Origin of the sequence: Amycolatopsis sp. La24 (assembly GCF_029087445.1) — a bacterium.
GTDB lineage: Bacteria > Actinomycetota > Actinomycetes > Mycobacteriales > Pseudonocardiaceae > Amycolatopsis > Amycolatopsis nivea.
Genome location: NZ_JARACH010000041.1, coordinates 1 through 17,802, shown reverse-complemented (window position 1 = coordinate 17,802; position 17,802 = coordinate 1). Strand labels below are relative to the sequence as shown.

Genomic DNA, 17,802 nt, shown 5'->3' with positions numbered 1-17,802 from the left:
CCGCCGGATCCGGGTCATCCTGGCCGCACCAGCACAACCAGCGGCACGGCATCGGCGGAGGAACACATGGGCGATCTCGACCGGAAGGACGGCGGGCCGCGTTCGGCGATCGTGGTCGGCGCGGGCATCGTCGGCCTGTCGACCGCCTGGTTCCTGCAGGAACGCGGCGTGCGGGTGACCGTCGTCGACCGCGAGGGCATCGCGGCGGGCTCGTCCTGGGGCAACGCGGGCTGGCTTTCGCCCGGGCTCGCGATCCCGCTCAACGAACCCGCCGTCCTCCGCTACGGCCTGCGCACCCTGCTCGACCGGCAGGCTCCGCTGCACGTCCCGGCCACCCCGGACCCGCGGCTGTGGCAGTTCCTCGCCCGCTTCGCGGCGAACTGCACCCACCGGTCCTGGAACCGGGCGGTGCGCGCGAACCTGCCGTTCAACGAGGAATGCCTCGAAGCGTTCGACATCCTGACCGCGAACGGCGTCGAAGCGCCGACCATCGACGCGCCCATCACCGCCCTGTTCGAGACTTCGGATAAGGCACAAACGCTGGTCAAGGAACTGGACCGGCTCGGCGACGCCGGGCAGAAGGTGTCCTGGACCCAGCTCGCCGGACCGGAGCTGCGCGAGCACTTCCCGCAGGTCACCGACCGGATCGGGGCCGGCATCCGGCTCGACGGACAGCGGTACGTCGACCCCGGCCGGTTCGTCGAATCGCTCGCCCGCGCGGTGGTCAGCCGAGGCGGCACGATCCGGCACCGGTTCGAGGTCGCCGCGATCCGCCGGCACGAGTACGCCTACACCGTCCTGTCGGCGAACGGGCAGACCGTCAACGCCAACGCCGTCGTGCTCGCGACCGGCGCTTGGCTGGGAGAGCTGGCGCGCAAGTGGGGCGTGCGCGTACCGGTGCGCGCCGGCCGCGGGTACTCCTTCACCGTGCCGACCGACGAGCCGGTGCCGAGCCCGATGTACCTGCCCGACATCCGGGTCGCGTGCACGCCGTACCAAGGCGGGCTGCGGGTGGCCGGGACGATGGAGTTCCGCAAGCCGGACGACCCGCTGTACCCCGCCCGCGTCGACGCGATCATCGCCTCGGCCCGGCCGCTGCTCAAGGGCCTGCGCTGGGACCAGCGCACCGACGTCTGGGTCGGTTCGCGCCCGGTCAGCGCCGACGGGCGGCCGGTGATCGGCCGGACCGGCGCGCCCGGGATGTACGTCGCGGGCGGGCACGGCATGTGGGGCCTGTCCCACGGCGCGGTCACCGGGAAGCTGCTCGCCGAGCAGATGGTCACCGGCAGGCTCCCGGAAGCGCTGCGGCCGTTCGACCCGCTGCGGTGACCCGCGCGTGTCCGCCGAACCCGTCCCGCTGACCGGCGACGAGCACGCCGAACTGCTCTTCCTCCGCGCGGAGAACGCCTTGCTGCGCACCGAAAGGGACATCCTCGTGAAAGCAGCGGGCTGGTTCGCCGCCGACGCCGGCGTGCTCGACCGCCGCACCGAGCCCGAGCCCCGCTGACCGCCGCGGGACTCCTCGAAAGTCCGTGGGGGCTGGACGCCTCCTGCTTGCCCGGCCCCCACGGACGTCATCCGAAAGGCACCTCTCATGTCGACGACCTCTTCGCGTCCCTGGCTGACTGCCGACGCGCACGCCCGCCTCGCCGCGGAACTCGCCGCCCTGCAACGCGAACCCGACCTCGACGAGGGCGCGGGCGAACACGACCGGCTCGACCGGCAGCAGCACCGGCAGGCACGGATCCGGCAGCTCCAGGACCTGCTGCAGAACGCGGTCGTCGGCGAGGACCCGCCCGACGACGGGGTCGCCGAGCCCGGGATGGTCCTGACGGTCCGCTACGACGACGGCGGGACCGAGACGTTCCTGCTGGCCGCGCGCGACGAGGTGGGCGGCGGGCTGGAGGTTTATTCGCCGGACTCGCCGCTTGGGCGGGCGTTGCATGGCGCGAAGCCGGGGGAGCAGCGCGAGTACGAGGTGCCGAGCGGCGCGCTTGTGCGGGTGACGCTGGTCGAGGCTTATCCCTACGGCCGCTATCGAAACGACGGCTGACCCCTGCTTTGTGATTACCCTGACAGGTGTGACCGACGAAGAGCTCATCATCGAGTTCGCCCTCGCCCGGCTCGACAACCCGAGCCTCGACCTCGAGGAGGTCGCGGCGCTGCTCGTCCGCCGCGCCGGACCGGAACGGATGCTCGACTTCGCCGCGCGCAACCTCGAGACGCGCGGCGAACTGCGCGCCGCGATGTTCGAGTCGGCGGTCGAACACGTCTTACGCGTCGTCCTGACCCTGCGCGGCCCGGCTGACTGAGCCGTGGACAATTCGCTGACCTGCGTGGACAGCCCCGGACATTGACCGTGGACAGCGAGCGGTTGAGGACAAAACGGACGGCGCGCTGGGATGAGTGCACCGGGATTTCCCGGCTGTACTCCATTCCGATTCGTCCGAGGGGAACACCCATGAAGATCGGCAAGACGCTGATGGCCGCCTCCGCGCTGGGGATCGCACTCGCCGGGATCGCCGCGCCCGCCGCGTCGGCGGACACCGCGGCTCCGGCGAGCGCGCAGAGCAAGCACACCGCGAGCATCAAGTGCACGAAGCCGTCCGGGAAGAAGGCCAACTACTCCTGGGGCGACGGGTTGACGAACGTCACCGTCTACTTCAACAACCACTGTTCGCACAAGGTGTCCGCGGGCATCGTGCTCAAGGACATGGACGGCGCGCTGAGCGTCCAGTGCATGACCACCAACGGCGGCACCAGCGGCAAGAAGAAGTTCCACATCGGCGCGGACCACACGGTCGCGCGCATCCAGAAGGGCTGCAAGCTCTGAGCCTCCGCGGCTGATTCGCCGGGCGGGCCCGGGGCTGCGCCGCCCCGGGCCGCCTGGCAACCTCCAAGGGTCGATGTCGATCATTGGAGGTGTCATGAGCGAGCCCGCGCCCGGGCAGCCCGGGGCCCGCCGGGGTCGCAAGCACATCGTGCCCGACGCCGGCTCGGGCCCGGTGGCCCGTTTCGCTTGCGCTCTGCTGGACCTGAAGCGGGAAGCGGGCGACCCGTCCTACGACCGCATGCGCACGGAACTCGGCGCGGCGGCGTCGAAGTCCGCTCTTTCGGCCGCCACGCGCGGCCGCAGCGCGCCGTCCTGGCCGACGACCTGGGAGTTCGTCCGCAGCCTCGCGGTGACCGGCCTCGGCCGCGACGAGGAGACGGTGCGCCGCGAGTGGCTGGCGCGCTGGGAAGAGGCGGCCGAGGGGCAGTCGAGGTGGGGCTCTGACTCGGCAGAAGGGGCTTCCTCCGCCGATCGGCCCGGTGCGGGGGAGCGGATGCCGTCGGCGGGCGAACCTTCCCCCGCGCCGGAACTGCCGCCCGACGCCGATCCGACTGTGCCCGCTCCGTCCGCCGAACCGGCCGCCGTCCCCGCTGCGCCCGCCGTTCCGGCTGCGTCCGCCGTCCCCGAACCGGTCGCCGTTCCCGCTGCATCCGCGGCGAAGACCAAGACCCGCCGCTGGGGTTCGATCGTCGTCGCCGCGACCGTGCTGGTCGTCCTCGGACTCGTGGCCGCCGTCGTGGTCCTGGCCACGCCGTCCGCCCGTGACAAGGAAGCCGCCGCCCCGCACTACCCGCTGCCCGGCGACTCGTCCGGCTTCGGCGGCGACGGCCTGCCCGGCGACGTCACCTTCCCGGACGGCGCGAAAGCCCGCTACGGCCAGACGTTCACGAAGATCTGGCGGCTGAAGAACACCGGCTCGGTCCCGTGGCGCAGCCGCTTCTTGCAGGTCGCGGGCGGCACCACCGTGCTGTGCCCGTCACCGCCGCGCGTCCCGGTCCCGGACGCCGAGCCGGGGCAGCTGGTGGAGGTGAGCGTCCCGGTGACGCCGACCGGCACCGGCGTCTGCCACGTCCTCTGGAAGATGGTCGACGAACGCGGCGCGCTCGTGTTCCCGGACCGGACCGGGATTTTCTATCAGGTGACCGTCACCGTGGAGTAGCCGAGAACGCGCCCGAAGTCCTTTTCGGACTGTCCACAATCGCGCGTCGCCGCAGGTCACCGCCCTGGGCAAGAAAATCGTACCCTTTTTCCCGTTCGCTCGTTCCGTTCGCGCTGATTCCATTGTGGACAATTTCCGCCCGCCCGGAACCCGGTCGCGGGACGAATTGGCGAACCGGGAATGGCGGCGTCGGCGACGGTAGCGGTCACATTGCGGAGGGTGGTCAACGAATACCCTCCGCAGGATCACTCCTCCGGGTGGGGCGAAGGGCAATCCGCCATCGGGGCCTCGGTTCCGGTAGCTCAGCGTGAGAAAACCGCGGAGCCAGCGTCGCGTTACATCACTCTTTAGTGGTGAAATTGCGATAATTGTGGTCACCGGAACCGGCGGGCGGGCGCGGTGCGCGACGGATCTTGCTTTGCGTTTCCCGGGCATCTTGATAATGTCGCGGCCTGCCAGGGACCGACAGTTGTGCTCGGTCACGCGTGGATTCGGGGATCCGTGCGGCGGCTCCATTCTTGATGTTCGGAAGGACAATTCATGCGTTCTGCCCTGCTGCGCGGACGGACCGTCGCGGTCGCCGTTCCCGCGCTGGCTTTGCTCGCCGCCGCCGTCGCCCCGCCGGCGCTCGCCGCCGACGCGCCGGCCGGCTCGGCCTACGGCGCGTCCGCCTCGGTCTCGCTGCTGCCCGGCGTGCTCGGCGACAAGGGAATCACCGTCGACACCGGCAAGATCGCGCCCTCCTCGACCGAGGGCCCGGAGTCCGCGCAGGTGGTGAACGTGCCGCTGAAGGGCCTGGTCACGGCCAAGGTGATCAGCAGCTCGGCGAAGCAGGACGGCAGCAACGGCCCGGTCGACGCGAAGGCCTCGATCGTCGACGCCGCGCTCCCGGTGCTCGCCCCGCTCGCCGGCTCCACCCCCAAGGCCCGCGTGATCAGCTCCGAGTGCAAGTCCACCCCGGACGGCATCACCGCCTCGTCCGAGCTGGCCGGCCTCGACCTCGGCAAGATCGGCAAGCTCCCGGTGTCGACCAAGCCGAACCAGAAGCTCGGCATCGACGGCGTGCTGCAGGTGATCGTCAACGAGCAGATCAAGCACTCCGACGGCAGCCTCACCGTCAACGCGCTGCACGTCAAGCTGCTCGGCGGCGCCGCCACCGGCGCGCTCGGCAAGGGCGACATCGTCCTCGCCTCGGCCACCTGCGCCAAGGTCGCGGGCAACCCGACCACCCCGCCCACCACGCCGCCGACCACCCAGCCGAGCAAGCCGGGCACCCCGCCCGCCGAAGGCCCCGGACAGGTCACGGTCGTGCCGGTCGGCGCGCCGGAGACCGGCGACGGCACGCTGGCCGCGGTGACCGCCCGGTGACGCGTTCCCGGTTCGGGCTTTTCGCGCTGCTGCTGGCTTTCGTCGCGAACTTCGCCCTCCTCGGCTGCGGTTCGGCGGATCAGGCTCCGCCGGCCGCGGCCCCGGCGAGTTCCGCGGCGGCCGCGCAGCAGGTCGCGGACCCGGTCTCGCTCGACGTTCCCAGCATCGACGCGCATTCGTCGCTGGTGCCGCTCGGCCTCAACGACGACAAGACCGTGCAGGTGCCGCCGGTGGACCAGCCGCTGCAGGCGGGCTGGTACCACTTCGGGCCCAAACCGGGCCAGGTCGGACCGGCGGTCGTCCTCGGCCACATCGACGGCAACCACCAGAAGGGCATTTTCTGGCGGCTGCACGAGATGAAGAAGGGCGACAAGGTCGTCATCGGCCGCAAGGACGGGTCGAAGGCCACGTTCACGGTGACCAAGGTGGACCAGATCGCGAAGAAGACGTTCCCCACCGAAGCCGTGTACGGCAACACGACCGACTCGCAGATCCGCCTGATCACGTGCGGCGGCGCGTTCGACGCCGAAAAGAAGAGCTATCTCGACAACATCATCGTGTACGGCACGCTCGACAGCTGAGCCGCACAGATACCGGGGCCTCGTCGTTTCGCGCTCGGGCGAAGCGGCGAGGCCCTTCTGTCATTCCCCGGAGAGCTCCTCGGTCGCGGCCCGGCCCGCTTCGGCGGTGCGGCGCAGAAACCCGGCGATCAGCATGAGTTCGTCTTCGGTGTACCCGGCGCACAGGTCGTCCATCGCCGAGTTCATCCCGCCGTACACCCGAAACAGTTCCTGCGTACGGCCCGGCACCGCCCGCACAGTGACCGCGCGCCGGTCGGCCGCGTCGGGATCCCGTTCGCGCACCACCCATCCGCCGCGCTGCAGGCGGTCGAGAATGCCGGTCACGGTCGCCGGGTGCAAACCAGCGCGGCGGGCGAGCGCGCTCGGGCTCAGCGGTCCGCCGGTCGAGATCAGTTCGAGGCAGTCGAGGTCGACGTCCTTGAGCTTCAGCCGCCCGCCGACCTGGTGGTTCAGCAGCGACAGCTGATTGCGCAGTTCCCGCAGCGACTCCTTGAGGGCCACCGTGGTGCGCCGCCTGCGCCGCGCCGACTCCGTCCCGGATGCTCCGGACGCCATCTGCTCCGCCCTCCCGTTTCTCGCTGGTCAGCGTAGCCGGGTCAGGCGGCGGCGAGCAGCGCTTCCCCGGCCGGGGTCAGCACGGCGGGCACCGGCTGCCCGAACGGCCCGGACTCCCGCGCGCGCAGCAGACCGGCGCGCGCCAGCGCGTGCGCGGTGAACTGGTCGCTGCACGGCAGGCCGTCCACGAACAGATCCGGCTCGCAGCTGCAGGTCAGCCGCCCGCGCCCGGCGGCGACGGCACGCAGCATCGAGATCCCGCGGCGGGTGACGGTGGTGTCGGTGCGGTTCATGGCTGCCTCCTCGAAGCTCGCTCTCACCGATACGTCGAACGAGCCGCCCGGATTTCGACCTAACCTGACGGGGAAAAGCGGACCGGAAGAACACGGGAGCCCCCATGCTGATCGACGACCTGCACACCGTCCTGCCGGACGACCGGATCGTGCGGGACCCCGATGTGCTGCGCAGCTTCGCGCACGACGAGGCGGAGTGGGCCCCCTACGGCGAACCGGCGGTCCTGGTCCGCCCGCGCACCGCGGACGAGGTGCAGGCGACCGTGCGGCAATGCATCAAACACGGCACACCGGTGGTCCCGCGCGGCGCGGGAACCGGACTGTCCGGCGGCGCGAACGCGTTGGCAGGCTGCGTCGTGCTGGCGACCGACCGGATGACCAAGATCAAGGAGATCGACCCGGTGGAACGGCTCGCCGTCGTCGAACCCGGCGTGGTCAACGACGATCTCCGCGCGGCCTGCGCGGAACACGGGCTCTGGTATCCGCCGGACCCGGCCAGCTCGCCGTGGTCGACGATCGGCGGCAACGTCGCGACCAACGCGGGCGGCGTGTGCTGCGTGAAGTACGGCGTGACCCGCGACTACGTGCTCGGGCTGCAGGTTGTCACCGGCACCGGCGAGCTCGTCCGGCTCGGCCGCCGCACCGCGAAGGGCGTCGCCGGGTACGACCTCGCCGGGTTGATGGTCGGTTCGGAGGGAACGCTCGGCGTCATCACCGAAATCACCGTGCGGCTGCGGGCGAAACGCGCGGCGGAGGCGACCGTCGCGGGCTACTTCGACTCGACGGTCGCGGCGGGGGAGGCAGCGGCGGCGATCCGCGCGGCCGGGATCGTGCCGTCGGCGCTGGAACTGGTGGACCGGCATTGCCTCGCCGCGGTCGACGCCTGGAAGAACATGGGCTTGTCCGCCGACGCGAACGTGGTGCTGCTCGGCCGCAGCGACGTGCCGGGCGGGCAGGAGGCCGCGGTGATGGTGGAGTGCTTCGAGAAGGCGGGCGCGACCTGGGCCGCGCAGTCGACCGACGAGGCCGAGGCGGACGCGTTGTTCGCCGCCCGGCGGCTGGCGTACCCGGCGCTCGAACGGCTCGGCCCGGTGCTCACCGAGGACGTCTGCGTGCCGACGCATCTGGTGCCGGAAATGCTCGCCCGGATCGATCTGGCGGCGCAGCGGCACAATACGCAAATCGCCAATATCGCGCATATCGGCGACGGAAATCTGCATCCGCTGCTGATCACGCCGGCTGGGGACGACGACGCGCAGCGCCGCGCGCAGGCCGCGTTCGACGACATCGTCGCCGACGCGCTCGAACTCGGCGGGACGGTGACCGGCGAGCACGGGGTCGGCCTGCTGAAGCGGCCCGGCCTCGAAAAGGAGCTGGGACCAGCGGTTCTCGACCTGCACCACGCGGTCAAGAACGCCCTCGACCCGCACGGGATCCTCAACCCCGGAAAGGTCGTCGGCGGTCCCGTCCAGCGGTAACTCGACCGAGTGAAAGTAAACAGTCCACAAAGGATAGTCATCCGTTTGTGACCCTTGTCTCCCAGTCGTTTTCTTTTGTTGGTTGCCTACCGCAAGCAACTTGCTTAGCCTAGCTAAGGGAACGGCTGGGAGAGGGGTTTTCGACAGTGGCGGAGCGCAGGACGTATTCGATCGCGGAACTCGGTCCGCGGTACAAGTGGATCGCGCTGTCCAACACGACGCTCGGGATGCTGATCGCGACGATCAACTCGTCCATCGTGCTGATCGCGCTGCCCGACATCTTCAAGGGCATCGGCATCAACCCCCTGGAACCGTCGAACACGAGCTACCTGCTGTGGATGATCATGGGCTTCCTTGTGGTCACCGCGGTGCTGGTGGTGGCGTTCGGCAGGCTCGGCGACATGTACGGCCGGGCCAGGATGTACAACCTCGGCTTCGCCGTCTTCACCGTTTCCTCGATCATGCTGGCGATCACCTGGTTCGACGGCGACGCGGCCGCGCTATGGCTGATCGGCTGGCGGATCGTGCAGGGCGTCGGCGGCGCGTTCCTGATGGCGAACTCGTCGGCCATCCTCACCGACGCCTTCCCGGCCAACCAGCGCGGGCTCGCGCTCGGCATGAACGGCGTCGCGGCCATCGCGGGCTCGTTCCTCGGCCTCGTCGTCGGCGGCGTGCTCGCGCCGGTGAACTGGAACCTGATCTTCCTGGTGTCGGTGCCCTTCGGCGTCATCGGCACGATCTGGGCGTACGTCAAACTGCACGACACCGGCGTCCGCCAGCACGCGAAAATGGACTGGTGGGGCAACATCACCTTCGCGGTCGGCCTCATCGCGGTGCTGGTCGGGATCACCTACGGAATCCAGCCGTACGGCACGTCGCAGACCGGCTGGGGCAGCCCGATGGTGCTGTCCTGCCTGATCGGCGGGGTCGCGGTGCTGATCGCGTTCGTGGTGATCGAGACGAAGGTGCCGAACCCGCTGTTCCGGCTGTCGCTGTTCCGGATCCGCTCGTTCAGCTGGGGCAACCTGGCGAACCTGACCGCGTCGCTCGGGCGCGGCGGGCTGCAGTTCGTGCTGATCATCTGGCTGCAGGGAATCTGGTTGCCGCAGCACGGTTTCACCTTCGAGCAGACGCCGCTGTGGGCCGGGATCTACATGCTGCCGCTGACCATCGGCTTCCTGGTGGCCGCGCCGACGTCCGGCATCCTGTCCGACCGGATCGGCAGCCGCGCGCTCGCCTCCGGCGGCCTGGTCATCACCGCGCTCACGTTCCTGTTGCTGACGCTGCTGCCGGTGAACTTCGACTACTGGGCGTTCGCCGGGATCCTGCTGCTCAACGGCATCGGCATGGGCATGTTCTCCTCGCCGAACCGGGCCGAGGTGATGAACAGCCTTCCAGCCGACGCGCGCGGTTCCGGCGCGGGCATGATGACGACCTTCCAGAACGCGGCGATGGTGCTGTCGATCGGCTTCTTCTTCAGCCTGATCATCGCCGGCCTGTCGGACCACCTGCCGATCGCGATGTCGCAGGGCCTGACCCAGCACGGCGTCCCCGAGGCGGCCGCGCAGCAGGTCGCTCACCTGCCCGCGGTCGCGGTGCTGTTCGCGGCGTTCCTCGGATACAACCCGATCCAGCAGCTGCTGGGCGGCCAGCTCGCCCACCTGCCCGCCGACCAGGCGAGCTTCCTGACCGGACGCAGCTTCTTCCCGAACCTGATCTCGGGCCCGTTCCAGGACGGCCTGGCGGTGGCGTTCGGCTTCGCGATCGTGGTGTGCCTGATCGGCGCGGTGGCGTCGCTGCTGACGAAGGACACGAAGAAGTCGTCGGAGTCGGTGGGCGAGGAACTGGCCGCGGTGGCCGGGGAATCCGGCGGCGGGCCTAGCGAGCTGGTGTCTCCCCGGAGCGATCGGTAGCGGGCCACAGCACGGCTTGGGCGACGATCACGTTCTCGCCGTTGAAGGTCAACGCGGGGCCCTCGTGCAGGCGATAGCCGAGCGCGAGGGCTTCGCTGACCCGGCGGCAGAAGGCAGCGTCGTCGGGACCGGTGAGGACTCGGTAGACGGGGAGACCGTCCGGGGGTGTGCTCATGCGGTCATGATGTCGTGGGCGGTGACGCCGGTTCTCACCGGAGTGCCGCTCACGAGGCCCTCCGCACCATCCACGCCGTCCCCAGCGCGCCCACCGCTCCCACGCTGATCGCCGCGAATCCCAGCCGGAAAGCCGCGTCGACGTCCGGCAACCGTCCAGCGATCAGCACCGCGAACACCGCGCCCCCGAGCGAGCCGCCCACCCGCAGCAGGATCGTCACCTGCGCGGCCGCGTCCGGAAGCCGGGACGGTTCAACAGTTTTGTAAGCCGCGATCCCCATCGGCATGCTCACCAAAGCCACCGAAGCCCCATACCCGGCAAGCAGAATCTGCACGAGAACACCAGGTGCGTCCACCGGCAGGAACGCGAACGGCACCGTGCACACCACTGCCAGCACCGCGCCCACCAACGCGACCGGCGCGGCGCCGTACCGATCCACCGCTCGCCCAGTCACCGGCGCGATCGCTGCCGTAGCACCGGCGAAACCGAGCAAACTCAGGCCGGTGTCAACGAAATCCAGGTGCCGACCCAGCTGGAAATACAACGTCACCACGATCCCGCTGCCGAAGATCAGCGCCCCGTTGAAAGCCGCGGCGAGGCTGGCGGCACGGTAAAGCCGGTTGCGGTACAGGGAAAAGTCCAGCAGCGGACGCGGATGCCGTCGCCGCACGAACCACACCAGCAAAACGAGACCGGGCACCAGAATCGGCCACTCGAGTTGCCCGGTGTCGCCCCACGTCGTGATGGCGTAGAGGACCAACGGCAGCCCGGCAGCGATCAGGGCCAGGCCGACGAAATCGATCCCGCCAGGGTTCTCGCGGGAGCCGCGCGGCACGTACCGGAGGCCGAGAACCAGGCCGACCGCCCCGATCGGCAGGTTGATCAGGAACAGCCACGGCCACGAAAGCCCGTGCAGGATCAGGCCTCCGGCGAGCGGGCCGAGCGCGGGCGCGACGCTCACCGCGATCCCGAGCGTCGCCATCACCCGGCCCAGCCGTGCGGCGCCGACCTGTTGTCCCAGAACGGTTTGCCCGGCGGGGATCAGGACACCGCCCGCCAAGCCTTGCAGGAACCGGAAAGCGATGAGCAGCACGACGTCCGGCGCGGCCGCGCACAAGCCGGACGTCACGGTGAACGCGGCCAGCGCGACGAGCCACACGCGGCCGGCGCCGAAACGTCGCGCGAGCCAGCCGGTCAAGGGGAGCGACAGGGCGAGCGCGAGCAGGTAGCCGCTCGCGACCCATTGCGTCACCGAGAGATCCGCGCCCAGATCGCTGCTGATCGAGTCGAGGCCGATCGTCACCACGGACGCGTCGAGTCCGCTCGCGAACGCACCGAACACGATGATCCAGCAGATCCGCCACGTCGCGCGGTCGATGGGAGCGGCGACGGTGGTCATCGCGAAGCTCGCAGGGTGCGCAGCGCGGTCGACCAGTCGACAAGTTCCCCCAGCATCCGGGTCAGGATGCCTTCGTGGTGCTCGGCGGGAGTGAAGGTGCCGGGCTCGGCCATGTCCGGGATGGCGAAGTCGGTGAACAGTCCCAGCGCGACTTGCGAGCGCACGCAGGCGACCTTCACCTCGGCGAGCGTCAACCGGAGGTGCTCCACCGCGCGCGTGCCGCCGTTGGTGCCGTAGCTGACGAAACCGGCGGCTTTGTCGGCCCATTCGGAAAACAGGAAGTCGATGGCGTTCTTGAGCGCCGCGGGCATGGAGTGGTTGTACTCGGGCGTCACGAAAACGAAGCTGTCGAAGCCGTCGATCAGTTCGGCCCAGCGCTGGGTGTGGTCGTTGCGGTAGCCGCCGAGCGCGGCGGGCAGCGGTTCGTCCAGGAACGGCAGGTCGATTTCGGCGAGGTCGAGCACCCGCACCTCGGCCCGGTCGCTGAGGAAGGCGGCGGCGCGGGCGCGGGTCCATTCGGCGACCTGCGTCGCCCGGCGGCCGGGACGGGTGCTTCCGGAGACGACGGCGATGCGAAGCGGAGAAGTCATGCCCCGAAGGTACAACGCTCGTTGTAGTTTTTGCAACGGTCGTTGTACTTCGGCATACTGAGCCGGTGCGGACGGACAAACAACGCGCTCTGCTCGACGGCGCCCTGCGGGTCTTCGCGCGGGACGGCTACTCGCGCGCCAGCATCGACGTGCTCGCGGCCGAGGCCGGCGTCTCGTCGCGGACGATCTACAACCACTACGGCGACAAGGCCGGGCTCTTCCGGGCCGTGATCCTGGACAGCTCGGACCGGGTCGCGCAGCGGCAGATCGCGGTCGCGGACAAGCTCCTCGGCCGGATCGCCGACCTGGAGGCCGACCTCGTCGAGTTCGGCCTCCAGTGGGCGAAACGCGATCCGGAAACCGAACCGCACTGGGCGCTGGTGCGCCAAATCCAGGCCGACCTGGACCACATCGCTCCGGAAACGGTCGCCGCGTGGAAGGAACGCGGCCCGACCCGGGTACGGCTGGCACTGGCCGGGCATCTCCGCAGACTCGCCGCGGAAGGCCGCCTCGAGCTGGACGACCCGTCGCTGGCCGCGGTGCACCTCGTGCAGCTCACCGCGGGCAGCGCCGCCGCGGCCGAACCGGGGGAGGACTGGGAAGCGCTAGTCCGGTCCGGCGTCGGCGTTTTCCTGCGCGCTTACGCGCCGGGCGTCACCAGCCGAAGCTGACCGAGCGGATCTTCACCGGACGCGAATCCTCGGATATCGATATGACGAGCTGAAGGGTTTTGCGGGCTGATGCTTACCTGTGCGGAGGTGGAGAAAGTTGTCATGGACGCTTCTCTGTCGCACGACGAGATGGAGGAGCGGCTGCGAGAGTGCGAGGATCTCGGGGCTTGCGTCGAACGCGGGTCGCAGCGGTTTGTGAATTACGACGTCGCGTTGGGGGCGATGGATGCGTTGCTGCATATCGACACGCCTGAGTCGAGGGCGGTGATCGCTTCGCTGGTGGACGATGACCGTGTTCAGGTGCGTGAGCTGGCGCGGGATGTCGTGGCCAACCCCGACGAGTATTGGTGAGGCGAGGGTTTCGGTTCCCGTACACGGCCGGTTCGTCGGCGTCTTCCTGCGGGCCTGCAGGCTCACCAGCCGAAGCTGACCGAGCGGATCTTCACCGGGTGCTTGGGCGCTCCGTCGAGCGGGCCGTTCGGGTCGGTCGGGATGATGCCGTCGGCGACCATCCGGTCGAGGACCTCCATGCCGCGCACCACCTTGCCGAGCACCGAGTAGTTCGCCGGGATATGCGCGAACGAATGCACGATGAAGAACTCGGATCCGTTGGTGCCGGGGCCCTGGTTGCCCATCGCGACGGTGCCGCGCTCGTAGGTCTCGGCTCCGGTGACCTCGTCCGGGAACTTGTAGCCCGGCCCGCCCTTTTCGACCTCGTAGATGTCGCCGCACTGCAGGACGCCGAGGCGCGCGGAGTTCGACAGCCGCCAGCACTGCGAACGGTCGTAGAAGTGCTGCAGCACCAGGCTGGTCATGTTCGCGACGGCGCACGGGGCCGCCCCGGCGCGGTTGAGCCGCACGGTGACCGGGCCGTAGTTGTAGTGGAAGGTGACGTCGACCGTCCCGCGGGTGAACGCGAACGGCAGCGGACGCAGCACGGGACGCGCCGCCGGGTTGTCCGGCGTCGGCGTGAAGGTGCAGCTCACCACCGGCGGCTTCACCGAGGGGGCAGCGCTGGCCGGGGCCGCGGTGCACAGGGAAAGACCGGCGATGACGGCGGCCGCGAGCGCGGCCCAGCGTGGCTTCATGAGCCCGGAAACTAGCGAATCCGGGGCCGCCCGCGCCAGGGCTTACTTGCGCCAGGCGGTGCGGCTCTTGCGCAGGTCGAGCAGCAGGAGAAGGACGAGGAACGCGGCCAGTCCGACGAGCCACACGTTCTCGGTGTTGTTCTCGTGGTTGCCCTTGATCATCACCAGCAGGATGGCCGCGGACACCCAGCCCGCGATGCGGGTGGCCTTCGGGAACGAGCCGTGCCAGCCCCACTCCGCCGACGGCTCGTCGCGCGGGTCGACCTCGGGGCGCTTCTCGACCGCCTTGCCTGCCACGACCACTCCTTCAAACCGCCTGACGTTGTGCCCTCGCATGATCCCACACCGCTGGCCGCCACGCGGACACGACCCGGGCCATAATGCTTGCTGATGACTACTTCGCGAAGCATCCTCGTGCTGGGCTCCACCGGGTCCATCGGAACCCAGGCGCTCGACGTCGCCGCACGTAATCCGCATTTGTTCACCGTCTCCGGCCTCGCCGCCGGAGGTTCCGATCCGGCGGCGCTCGCCCAGCAAGCGATCGCGCACGAAGTAGCGGCCATCGCCGTGACGAAGCCCACGGCGGTCGAAGACGTGCAGCTCGCGCTGTACGCCGAGGCCCAGCGCAGGGGGTACGCGAAGGGCGAGTTCCGCCTCCCGCGCATCCTCGCCGGCGCGGACGCGGTGGCCGAGCTGATCGAATCGGTGCCGGTCGACGTCGTGCTCAACGGGCTGCCCGGTTCGCAGGGCCTCGACCCGACGCTGCGCGCGCTCGCCACCGGCGCGACGCTCGCGCTGGCCAACAAGGAATCCCTCATCGCCGGCGGTCCGCTGGTGCTCGCCGCGGCGAAGCCGGGACAGCTGGTGCCGGTCGACTCCGAGCATTCGGCGATGGCGCAGGCGCTGCGTTCCGGCGAGGACAACGAGGTCGCGCGGCTCGTGCTCACCGCGTCCGGCGGTCCGTTCCGGGGAAAGAAGCGCGCGGACCTCGGCGAGGTCACCGTCGAACAGGCGATGGCGCACCCGACGTGGTCGATGGGCCCGCTGATCACCATCAACTCGGCCACCCTGGTGAACAAGGGCCTGGAGCTGATCGAGGCGTCGCTGCTGTTCGGCATCGAACCCGCGCGGATCGACGTGACCGTGCACCCGCAGTCGATCGTGCACTCGATGGCCACCTTCACCGACGGCTCCACGATCGCCCAGGCCAGCCCGCCGGACATGCGCCTGCCGATCGCGCTGGCGCTGAACTGGCCGCATCGCGTGCCGGGCGCGGCCGCCGCGTGCTCCTGGGAGACCGCGGCGAGCTGGACCTTCGAACCGGTCGACAACGAGGCGTTCCCCGCAGTCGAGCTGGCTCGCGAAGCGGGTACCGCGGGCGGTTGCCTCCCCGCGGTCTACAACGCGGCGAACGAGGAATCGGTGGCCGCGTTCCTGGCGGGCAAGGCATCGTTCCTGTCGATTGTGGACACGGTGACGCAGGTGGTGTCCGACGCGGACGAATGGCGGCGCGAACCCCGCGACGTCGCGGACGTGCTGGCCGCGGAGCAGTGGGCGCGCACCCGGGCCGCCGAGCTGCTGGGATGAGCGCGACCGGTGCGCGAAGCCGCGCCGGTCGATGCAACACTGGTTTCACGCTGGCGGCGGATACTTGAACCCGGAACTTTCTCGGGTGGTCTCACCGCCTGGAGCCGTGGAAGACGACGAACCTGCCGCCACCGCATCGCGGGCCGCGGCTGAGGGGTGAGGTGCAGGGCCCGTGCTTGCCTATGTGATCGGCGTGGTGCTCTTCGCGCTCGCGATCTGTGTTTCGGTCGCGTTGCACGAAGCGGGCCACATGGTCACCGCCCGGATGTTCGGGATGCGGGTCCGCCGGTACTTCGTCGGCTTCGGGCCGACGGTGTTCTCCTTCCGGCGCGGCGAGACCGAGTACGGCCTCAAGGCGATCCCGCTCGGCGGCTTCTGCGATATCGCCGGCATGACCGCGCTCGACGAGGTCACCGCGGAAGAGGCCCCGCGCGCGATGTGGCGGTTCAAGGCCTGGAAGCGGACCGTCGTGATGTCGGCCGGTTCCATCACGCACTTCCTGCTCGGTTTCATCGTGCTGTTCGTCATGGCCGCGACCATGGGCCTGCCGAACGTGGACCAGAAGCCGATCGTTTCGACCATTTCGGACTGCGTGCGCGGCGGCACCACGGTCGAGCAGGTCAACAACCCGGTCTGCCAGCCCGGCGACCCGGCCCCGGCGAAGAAGGCGGGCCTGCTGCCCGGCGACGTCGTGGTCTCGGTGGCGGGCAAGCCGACGCCGACCTGGGACGCGATGGTGACCCAGGTCAAGGCGGTCTCCGGGCCGGTCCCGGTGGTCGTGGACCGCGGCGGGAAGCAGGAGACGTTCGTCGTGGACGTGCCGAAGGTGACCCGCCCGGCCGCGAACGGCGGCACCGAATCGGTCGGCGCGGTCGGCGTCGGGGTCGCGCGGAGCATCCAGTACAGCCCGCTCGGCGCGTTCGGCGGCGCGGCGTCGTTCACCGGCGACATGTTCGCCCGCACGTGGGACGGGCTGATGGCCTTCCCGAAGCGCATCCCGGCGGTCTTCAACTCGATCTTCGGCGGCGAGCGCGACCCGGACACCCCGGTCAGCGTCGTCGGCGCGAGCAGGCTCGGCGGCGAGGCGGTCGAGGCCGGGCTGTGGCAGGTGTTCCTGCTGCTGCTGGCCAGCCTGAACTTCTTCATCGGCGTGTTCAACCTGCTGCCGCTGCTGCCGATGGACGGCGGGCACATCGCGATCGTCTGGTACGAGCGGGTGCGCGACTGGCTGCGCGGCCTGCGCGGCAAACCCGCGGGCGGCCCGGTCGACTACACGAAGCTGTCCGCGATCACGATGGTGTTAGTGGTCATCGGCGGGGGTGTCACGCTGCTCACGGTGACGGCCGACATTGTCAATCCGATCCGCCTGCAGTAACCGCGCGCACCTGGCGGGTCACGCGCGCGTCCCCGGCCGCCCGACCGGGGGTAACGCTGCTCACCGCGTCGGCTGACTTCGTTGAACCGCGCCCGGGTGGGGTGGGTACGCTGGAAGCGTGACCGTCGCGTTAGGTATGCCCGCTCTGCCCCCGCCCGTTCTCGCCGAGCGTCGCAAGACCCGCCAGCTGATGGTGGGGTCGGTGGGGGTCGGCAGCGACCACCCGATCTCGGTGCAGTCGATGACCACGACGCTGACCTCCGACGTCAACGCCACCCTGCAGCAGATCGCCGAGCTGACCGCGGCGGGCTGCGACATCGTGCGCGTCGCGTGCCCGTCGGCCGACGACGCCGAGGCGCTGCCCGCGATCGCGAAGAAGTCGCAGATCCCGGTGATCGCCGACATCCACTTCCAGCCCAAATACGTGTTCGCCGCGATCGAGGCCGGCTGCGCCGCCGTGCGGGTGAACCCGGGCAACATCCGCAAGTTCGACGACCAGGTCAAAGAAATCGCCCAGGCGGCGAAGGACCACGGCACGCCGATCCGGATCGGCGTCAACGCCGGCTCGCTGGACAAGCGGCTGCTCGAGAAATACGGCAAGGCCACCCCCGAAGCCCTCGCCGAATCGGCGATGTGGGAAGCCTCCCTCTTCGCCGAGCACGACTTCCACGACATCAAGATCTCGGTCAAGCACAACGACCCCGTCGTGATGGTCCGCGCCTACGAAATCCTCGCCG

22 protein-coding genes are annotated in these 17,802 nt (G+C 69.8%); 15 read left to right on the top strand and 7 right to left on the bottom strand.

Annotated elements, in window-relative coordinates; genetic code table 11:
* Positions 1-66 precede the first annotated feature (66 nt).
* The 8 genes from PUT80_RS30735 to PUT80_RS30700 all read left to right on the top strand — a co-directional run bounded on the left by PUT80_RS30735 (position 67) and on the right by PUT80_RS30700 (position 5,941).
* Entirely contained in the window at positions 67-1,329 is a 1,263-nt protein-coding gene (locus tag PUT80_RS30735) for an FAD-dependent oxidoreductase (protein ID WP_275294279.1), read from the top strand.
* Positions 1,330-1,336: 7 nt separating this feature from the next.
* Positions 1,337-1,507 (top strand): hypothetical protein, encoded by a 171-nt coding sequence (locus PUT80_RS30730; protein WP_037810387.1) that lies wholly within the window; start codon positions 1,337-1,339, stop codon positions 1,505-1,507.
* Between the two features lie 87 nt (positions 1,508-1,594).
* Positions 1,595-2,053: a GreA/GreB family elongation factor gene (locus tag PUT80_RS30725; RefSeq protein ID WP_275294278.1), complete on the top strand. Its 459-nt coding sequence runs from the start codon at positions 1,595-1,597 to the stop codon at positions 2,051-2,053.
* 28 nt (positions 2,054-2,081) lie between these two features.
* Positions 2,082-2,312 carry a hypothetical protein gene (locus PUT80_RS30720; protein WP_037810389.1) on the top strand — a complete coding sequence of 77 codons (231 nt, stop codon included), beginning with the start codon at positions 2,082-2,084 and terminating at the stop codon, positions 2,310-2,312.
* Positions 2,313-2,461: 149 nt separating this feature from the next.
* A complete protein-coding gene (locus PUT80_RS30715; protein WP_051728743.1) occupies positions 2,462-2,833 on the top strand; it encodes a hypothetical protein in 372 nt (123 codons plus the stop codon).
* 94 nt (positions 2,834-2,927) lie between these two features.
* Entirely contained in the window at positions 2,928-3,992 is a 1,065-nt protein-coding gene (locus tag PUT80_RS30710) for an NBR1-Ig-like domain-containing protein (RefSeq protein WP_275294277.1), read from the top strand.
* Positions 3,993-4,532: 540 nt separating this feature from the next.
* On the top strand, positions 4,533-5,360 hold the full coding sequence (locus PUT80_RS30705; protein ID WP_275294276.1) for a choice-of-anchor P family protein: 828 nt from the start codon (positions 4,533-4,535) through the stop codon (positions 5,358-5,360).
* Positions 5,357-5,941: a class F sortase gene (locus PUT80_RS30700; RefSeq protein ID WP_037810391.1), complete on the top strand. Its 585-nt coding sequence runs from the start codon at positions 5,357-5,359 to the stop codon at positions 5,939-5,941. Before PUT80_RS30705 ends, PUT80_RS30700 begins: the two co-directional genes overlap by 4 nt.
* A 60-nt stretch (positions 5,942-6,001) precedes the next feature.
* Here PUT80_RS30700 and PUT80_RS30695 read toward each other — a convergent pair whose 3' ends face one another.
* On the bottom strand, positions 6,002-6,496 hold the full coding sequence (locus tag PUT80_RS30695) for a MarR family transcriptional regulator (protein ID WP_037810394.1): 495 nt from the start codon (positions 6,494-6,496) through the stop codon (positions 6,002-6,004).
* A gap of 41 nt (positions 6,497-6,537) precedes the next feature.
* On the bottom strand, positions 6,538-6,789 hold the full coding sequence (locus PUT80_RS30690; protein WP_037810395.1) for a hypothetical protein: 252 nt from the start codon (positions 6,787-6,789) through the stop codon (positions 6,538-6,540).
* A gap of 104 nt (positions 6,790-6,893) precedes the next feature.
* On the opposite strand from PUT80_RS30690, the gene PUT80_RS30685 reads away from it, so the two are divergent.
* Together PUT80_RS30685 and PUT80_RS30680 are read left to right on the top strand one after the other, a co-directional pair.
* Positions 6,894-8,267, top strand: coding sequence for an FAD-linked oxidase C-terminal domain-containing protein (locus PUT80_RS30685; protein ID WP_275294275.1), 1,374 nt, complete (start codon positions 6,894-6,896; stop codon positions 8,265-8,267).
* A 146-nt stretch (positions 8,268-8,413) separates the two neighbouring features.
* Positions 8,414-10,180: an MFS transporter gene (locus PUT80_RS30680; RefSeq protein ID WP_037810399.1), complete on the top strand. Its 1,767-nt coding sequence runs from the start codon at positions 8,414-8,416 to the stop codon at positions 10,178-10,180.
* On the opposite strand, the gene PUT80_RS30675 is transcribed toward PUT80_RS30680, so the two are convergent.
* The 3 genes from PUT80_RS30675 to PUT80_RS30665 are packed head-to-tail and all read right to left on the bottom strand — an operon-like array spanning position 10,146 to position 12,344.
* Complete coding sequence (locus PUT80_RS30675) at positions 10,146-10,355, bottom strand: DUF1737 domain-containing protein (RefSeq protein ID WP_134734563.1); 210 nt, start codon at positions 10,353-10,355, stop codon at positions 10,146-10,148. The two genes, PUT80_RS30680 and PUT80_RS30675, sit on opposite strands and share 35 nt — an antisense overlap.
* Positions 10,356-10,404: 49 nt before the next feature.
* The gene (locus tag PUT80_RS30670; RefSeq protein ID WP_275294274.1) at positions 10,405-11,754 is read right to left on the bottom strand and encodes a DHA2 family efflux MFS transporter permease subunit; all 1,350 of its coding nucleotides are present in this window, start codon (positions 11,752-11,754) and stop codon (positions 10,405-10,407) included.
* Positions 11,751-12,344, bottom strand: coding sequence for an NAD(P)H-dependent oxidoreductase (locus tag PUT80_RS30665; protein WP_275294273.1), 594 nt, complete (start codon positions 12,342-12,344; stop codon positions 11,751-11,753). The genes PUT80_RS30670 and PUT80_RS30665 overlap by 4 nt, the downstream gene beginning before the upstream one ends.
* Before the next feature lie 65 nt (positions 12,345-12,409).
* On the opposite strand from PUT80_RS30665, the gene PUT80_RS30660 reads away from it, so the two are divergent.
* Both PUT80_RS30660 and PUT80_RS30655 read left to right on the top strand, forming a co-directional pair.
* On the top strand, positions 12,410-13,015 hold the full coding sequence (locus tag PUT80_RS30660; protein ID WP_275294272.1) for a TetR/AcrR family transcriptional regulator: 606 nt from the start codon (positions 12,410-12,412) through the stop codon (positions 13,013-13,015).
* Between the two features lie 102 nt (positions 13,016-13,117).
* Positions 13,118-13,366, top strand: coding sequence for a hypothetical protein (locus PUT80_RS30655; RefSeq protein ID WP_158714435.1), 249 nt, complete (start codon positions 13,118-13,120; stop codon positions 13,364-13,366).
* 62 nt (positions 13,367-13,428) lie between these two features.
* Here PUT80_RS30655 and PUT80_RS30650 read toward each other — a convergent pair whose 3' ends face one another.
* On the bottom strand, positions 13,429-14,103 hold the full coding sequence (locus PUT80_RS30650) for a peptidylprolyl isomerase (protein WP_275294271.1): 675 nt from the start codon (positions 14,101-14,103) through the stop codon (positions 13,429-13,431).
* A gap of 42 nt (positions 14,104-14,145) precedes the next feature.
* Entirely contained in the window at positions 14,146-14,400 is a 255-nt protein-coding gene (locus tag PUT80_RS30645; protein ID WP_037810410.1) for a DUF2631 domain-containing protein, read from the bottom strand.
* A gap of 93 nt (positions 14,401-14,493) precedes the next feature.
* Here PUT80_RS30645 and dxr point away from each other — a divergent pair, with 93 nt between their 5' ends.
* The 3 genes from dxr to PUT80_RS30630 form a co-directional block, all read left to right on the top strand.
* Entirely contained in the window at positions 14,494-15,690 is a 1,197-nt protein-coding gene (gene dxr / locus PUT80_RS30640) for a 1-deoxy-D-xylulose-5-phosphate reductoisomerase (RefSeq protein WP_275294270.1), read from the top strand.
* Positions 15,691-15,862: 172 nt separating this feature from the next.
* Positions 15,863-17,065 carry a site-2 protease family protein gene (locus tag PUT80_RS30635; protein ID WP_275294269.1) on the top strand — a complete coding sequence of 401 codons (1,203 nt, stop codon included), beginning with the start codon at positions 15,863-15,865 and terminating at the stop codon, positions 17,063-17,065.
* A 118-nt stretch (positions 17,066-17,183) separates the two neighbouring features.
* The coding region (locus PUT80_RS30630) for a flavodoxin-dependent (E)-4-hydroxy-3-methylbut-2-enyl-diphosphate synthase (RefSeq protein WP_275294268.1) at positions 17,184-17,802 on the top strand (619 nt) is incomplete at its 3' end.

Excerpts from the sequence above, each read along its gene's own strand:
- PUT80_RS30735 (WP_275294279.1), top strand. The coding sequence starts at position 67 with ATGGGCGATCTCGACCGGAAGGACGGCGGGCCGCGTTCGGCGATCGTG.
- PUT80_RS30725 (WP_275294278.1), top strand. The coding sequence starts at position 1,595 with ATGTCGACGACCTCTTCGCGTCCCTGGCTGACTGCCGACGCGCACGCC.
- PUT80_RS30715 (WP_051728743.1), top strand. The coding sequence starts at position 2,462 with ATGAAGATCGGCAAGACGCTGATGGCCGCCTCCGCGCTGGGGATCGCA.
- PUT80_RS30710 (WP_275294277.1), top strand. The coding sequence starts at position 2,928 with ATGAGCGAGCCCGCGCCCGGGCAGCCCGGGGCCCGCCGGGGTCGCAAG.
- PUT80_RS30705 (WP_275294276.1), top strand. The coding sequence starts at position 4,533 with ATGCGTTCTGCCCTGCTGCGCGGACGGACCGTCGCGGTCGCCGTTCCC.
- PUT80_RS30695 (WP_037810394.1), bottom strand. The coding sequence starts at position 6,496 with ATGGCGTCCGGAGCATCCGGGACGGAGTCGGCGCGGCGCAGGCGGCGC.
- PUT80_RS30690 (WP_037810395.1), bottom strand. The coding sequence starts at position 6,789 with ATGAACCGCACCGACACCACCGTCACCCGCCGCGGGATCTCGATGCTG.
- PUT80_RS30685 (WP_275294275.1), top strand. The coding sequence starts at position 6,894 with ATGCTGATCGACGACCTGCACACCGTCCTGCCGGACGACCGGATCGTG.
- PUT80_RS30675 (WP_134734563.1), bottom strand. The coding sequence starts at position 10,355 with ATGAGCACACCCCCGGACGGTCTCCCCGTCTACCGAGTCCTCACCGGT.
- PUT80_RS30670 (WP_275294274.1), bottom strand. The coding sequence starts at position 11,754 with ATGACCACCGTCGCCGCTCCCATCGACCGCGCGACGTGGCGGATCTGC.
- PUT80_RS30665 (WP_275294273.1), bottom strand. The coding sequence starts at position 12,344 with ATGACTTCTCCGCTTCGCATCGCCGTCGTCTCCGGAAGCACCCGTCCC.
- PUT80_RS30655 (WP_158714435.1), top strand. The coding sequence starts at position 13,118 with ATGGACGCTTCTCTGTCGCACGACGAGATGGAGGAGCGGCTGCGAGAG.
- PUT80_RS30650 (WP_275294271.1), bottom strand. The coding sequence starts at position 14,103 with ATGAAGCCACGCTGGGCCGCGCTCGCGGCCGCCGTCATCGCCGGTCTT.
- dxr (WP_275294270.1), top strand. The coding sequence starts at position 14,494 with ATGACTACTTCGCGAAGCATCCTCGTGCTGGGCTCCACCGGGTCCATC.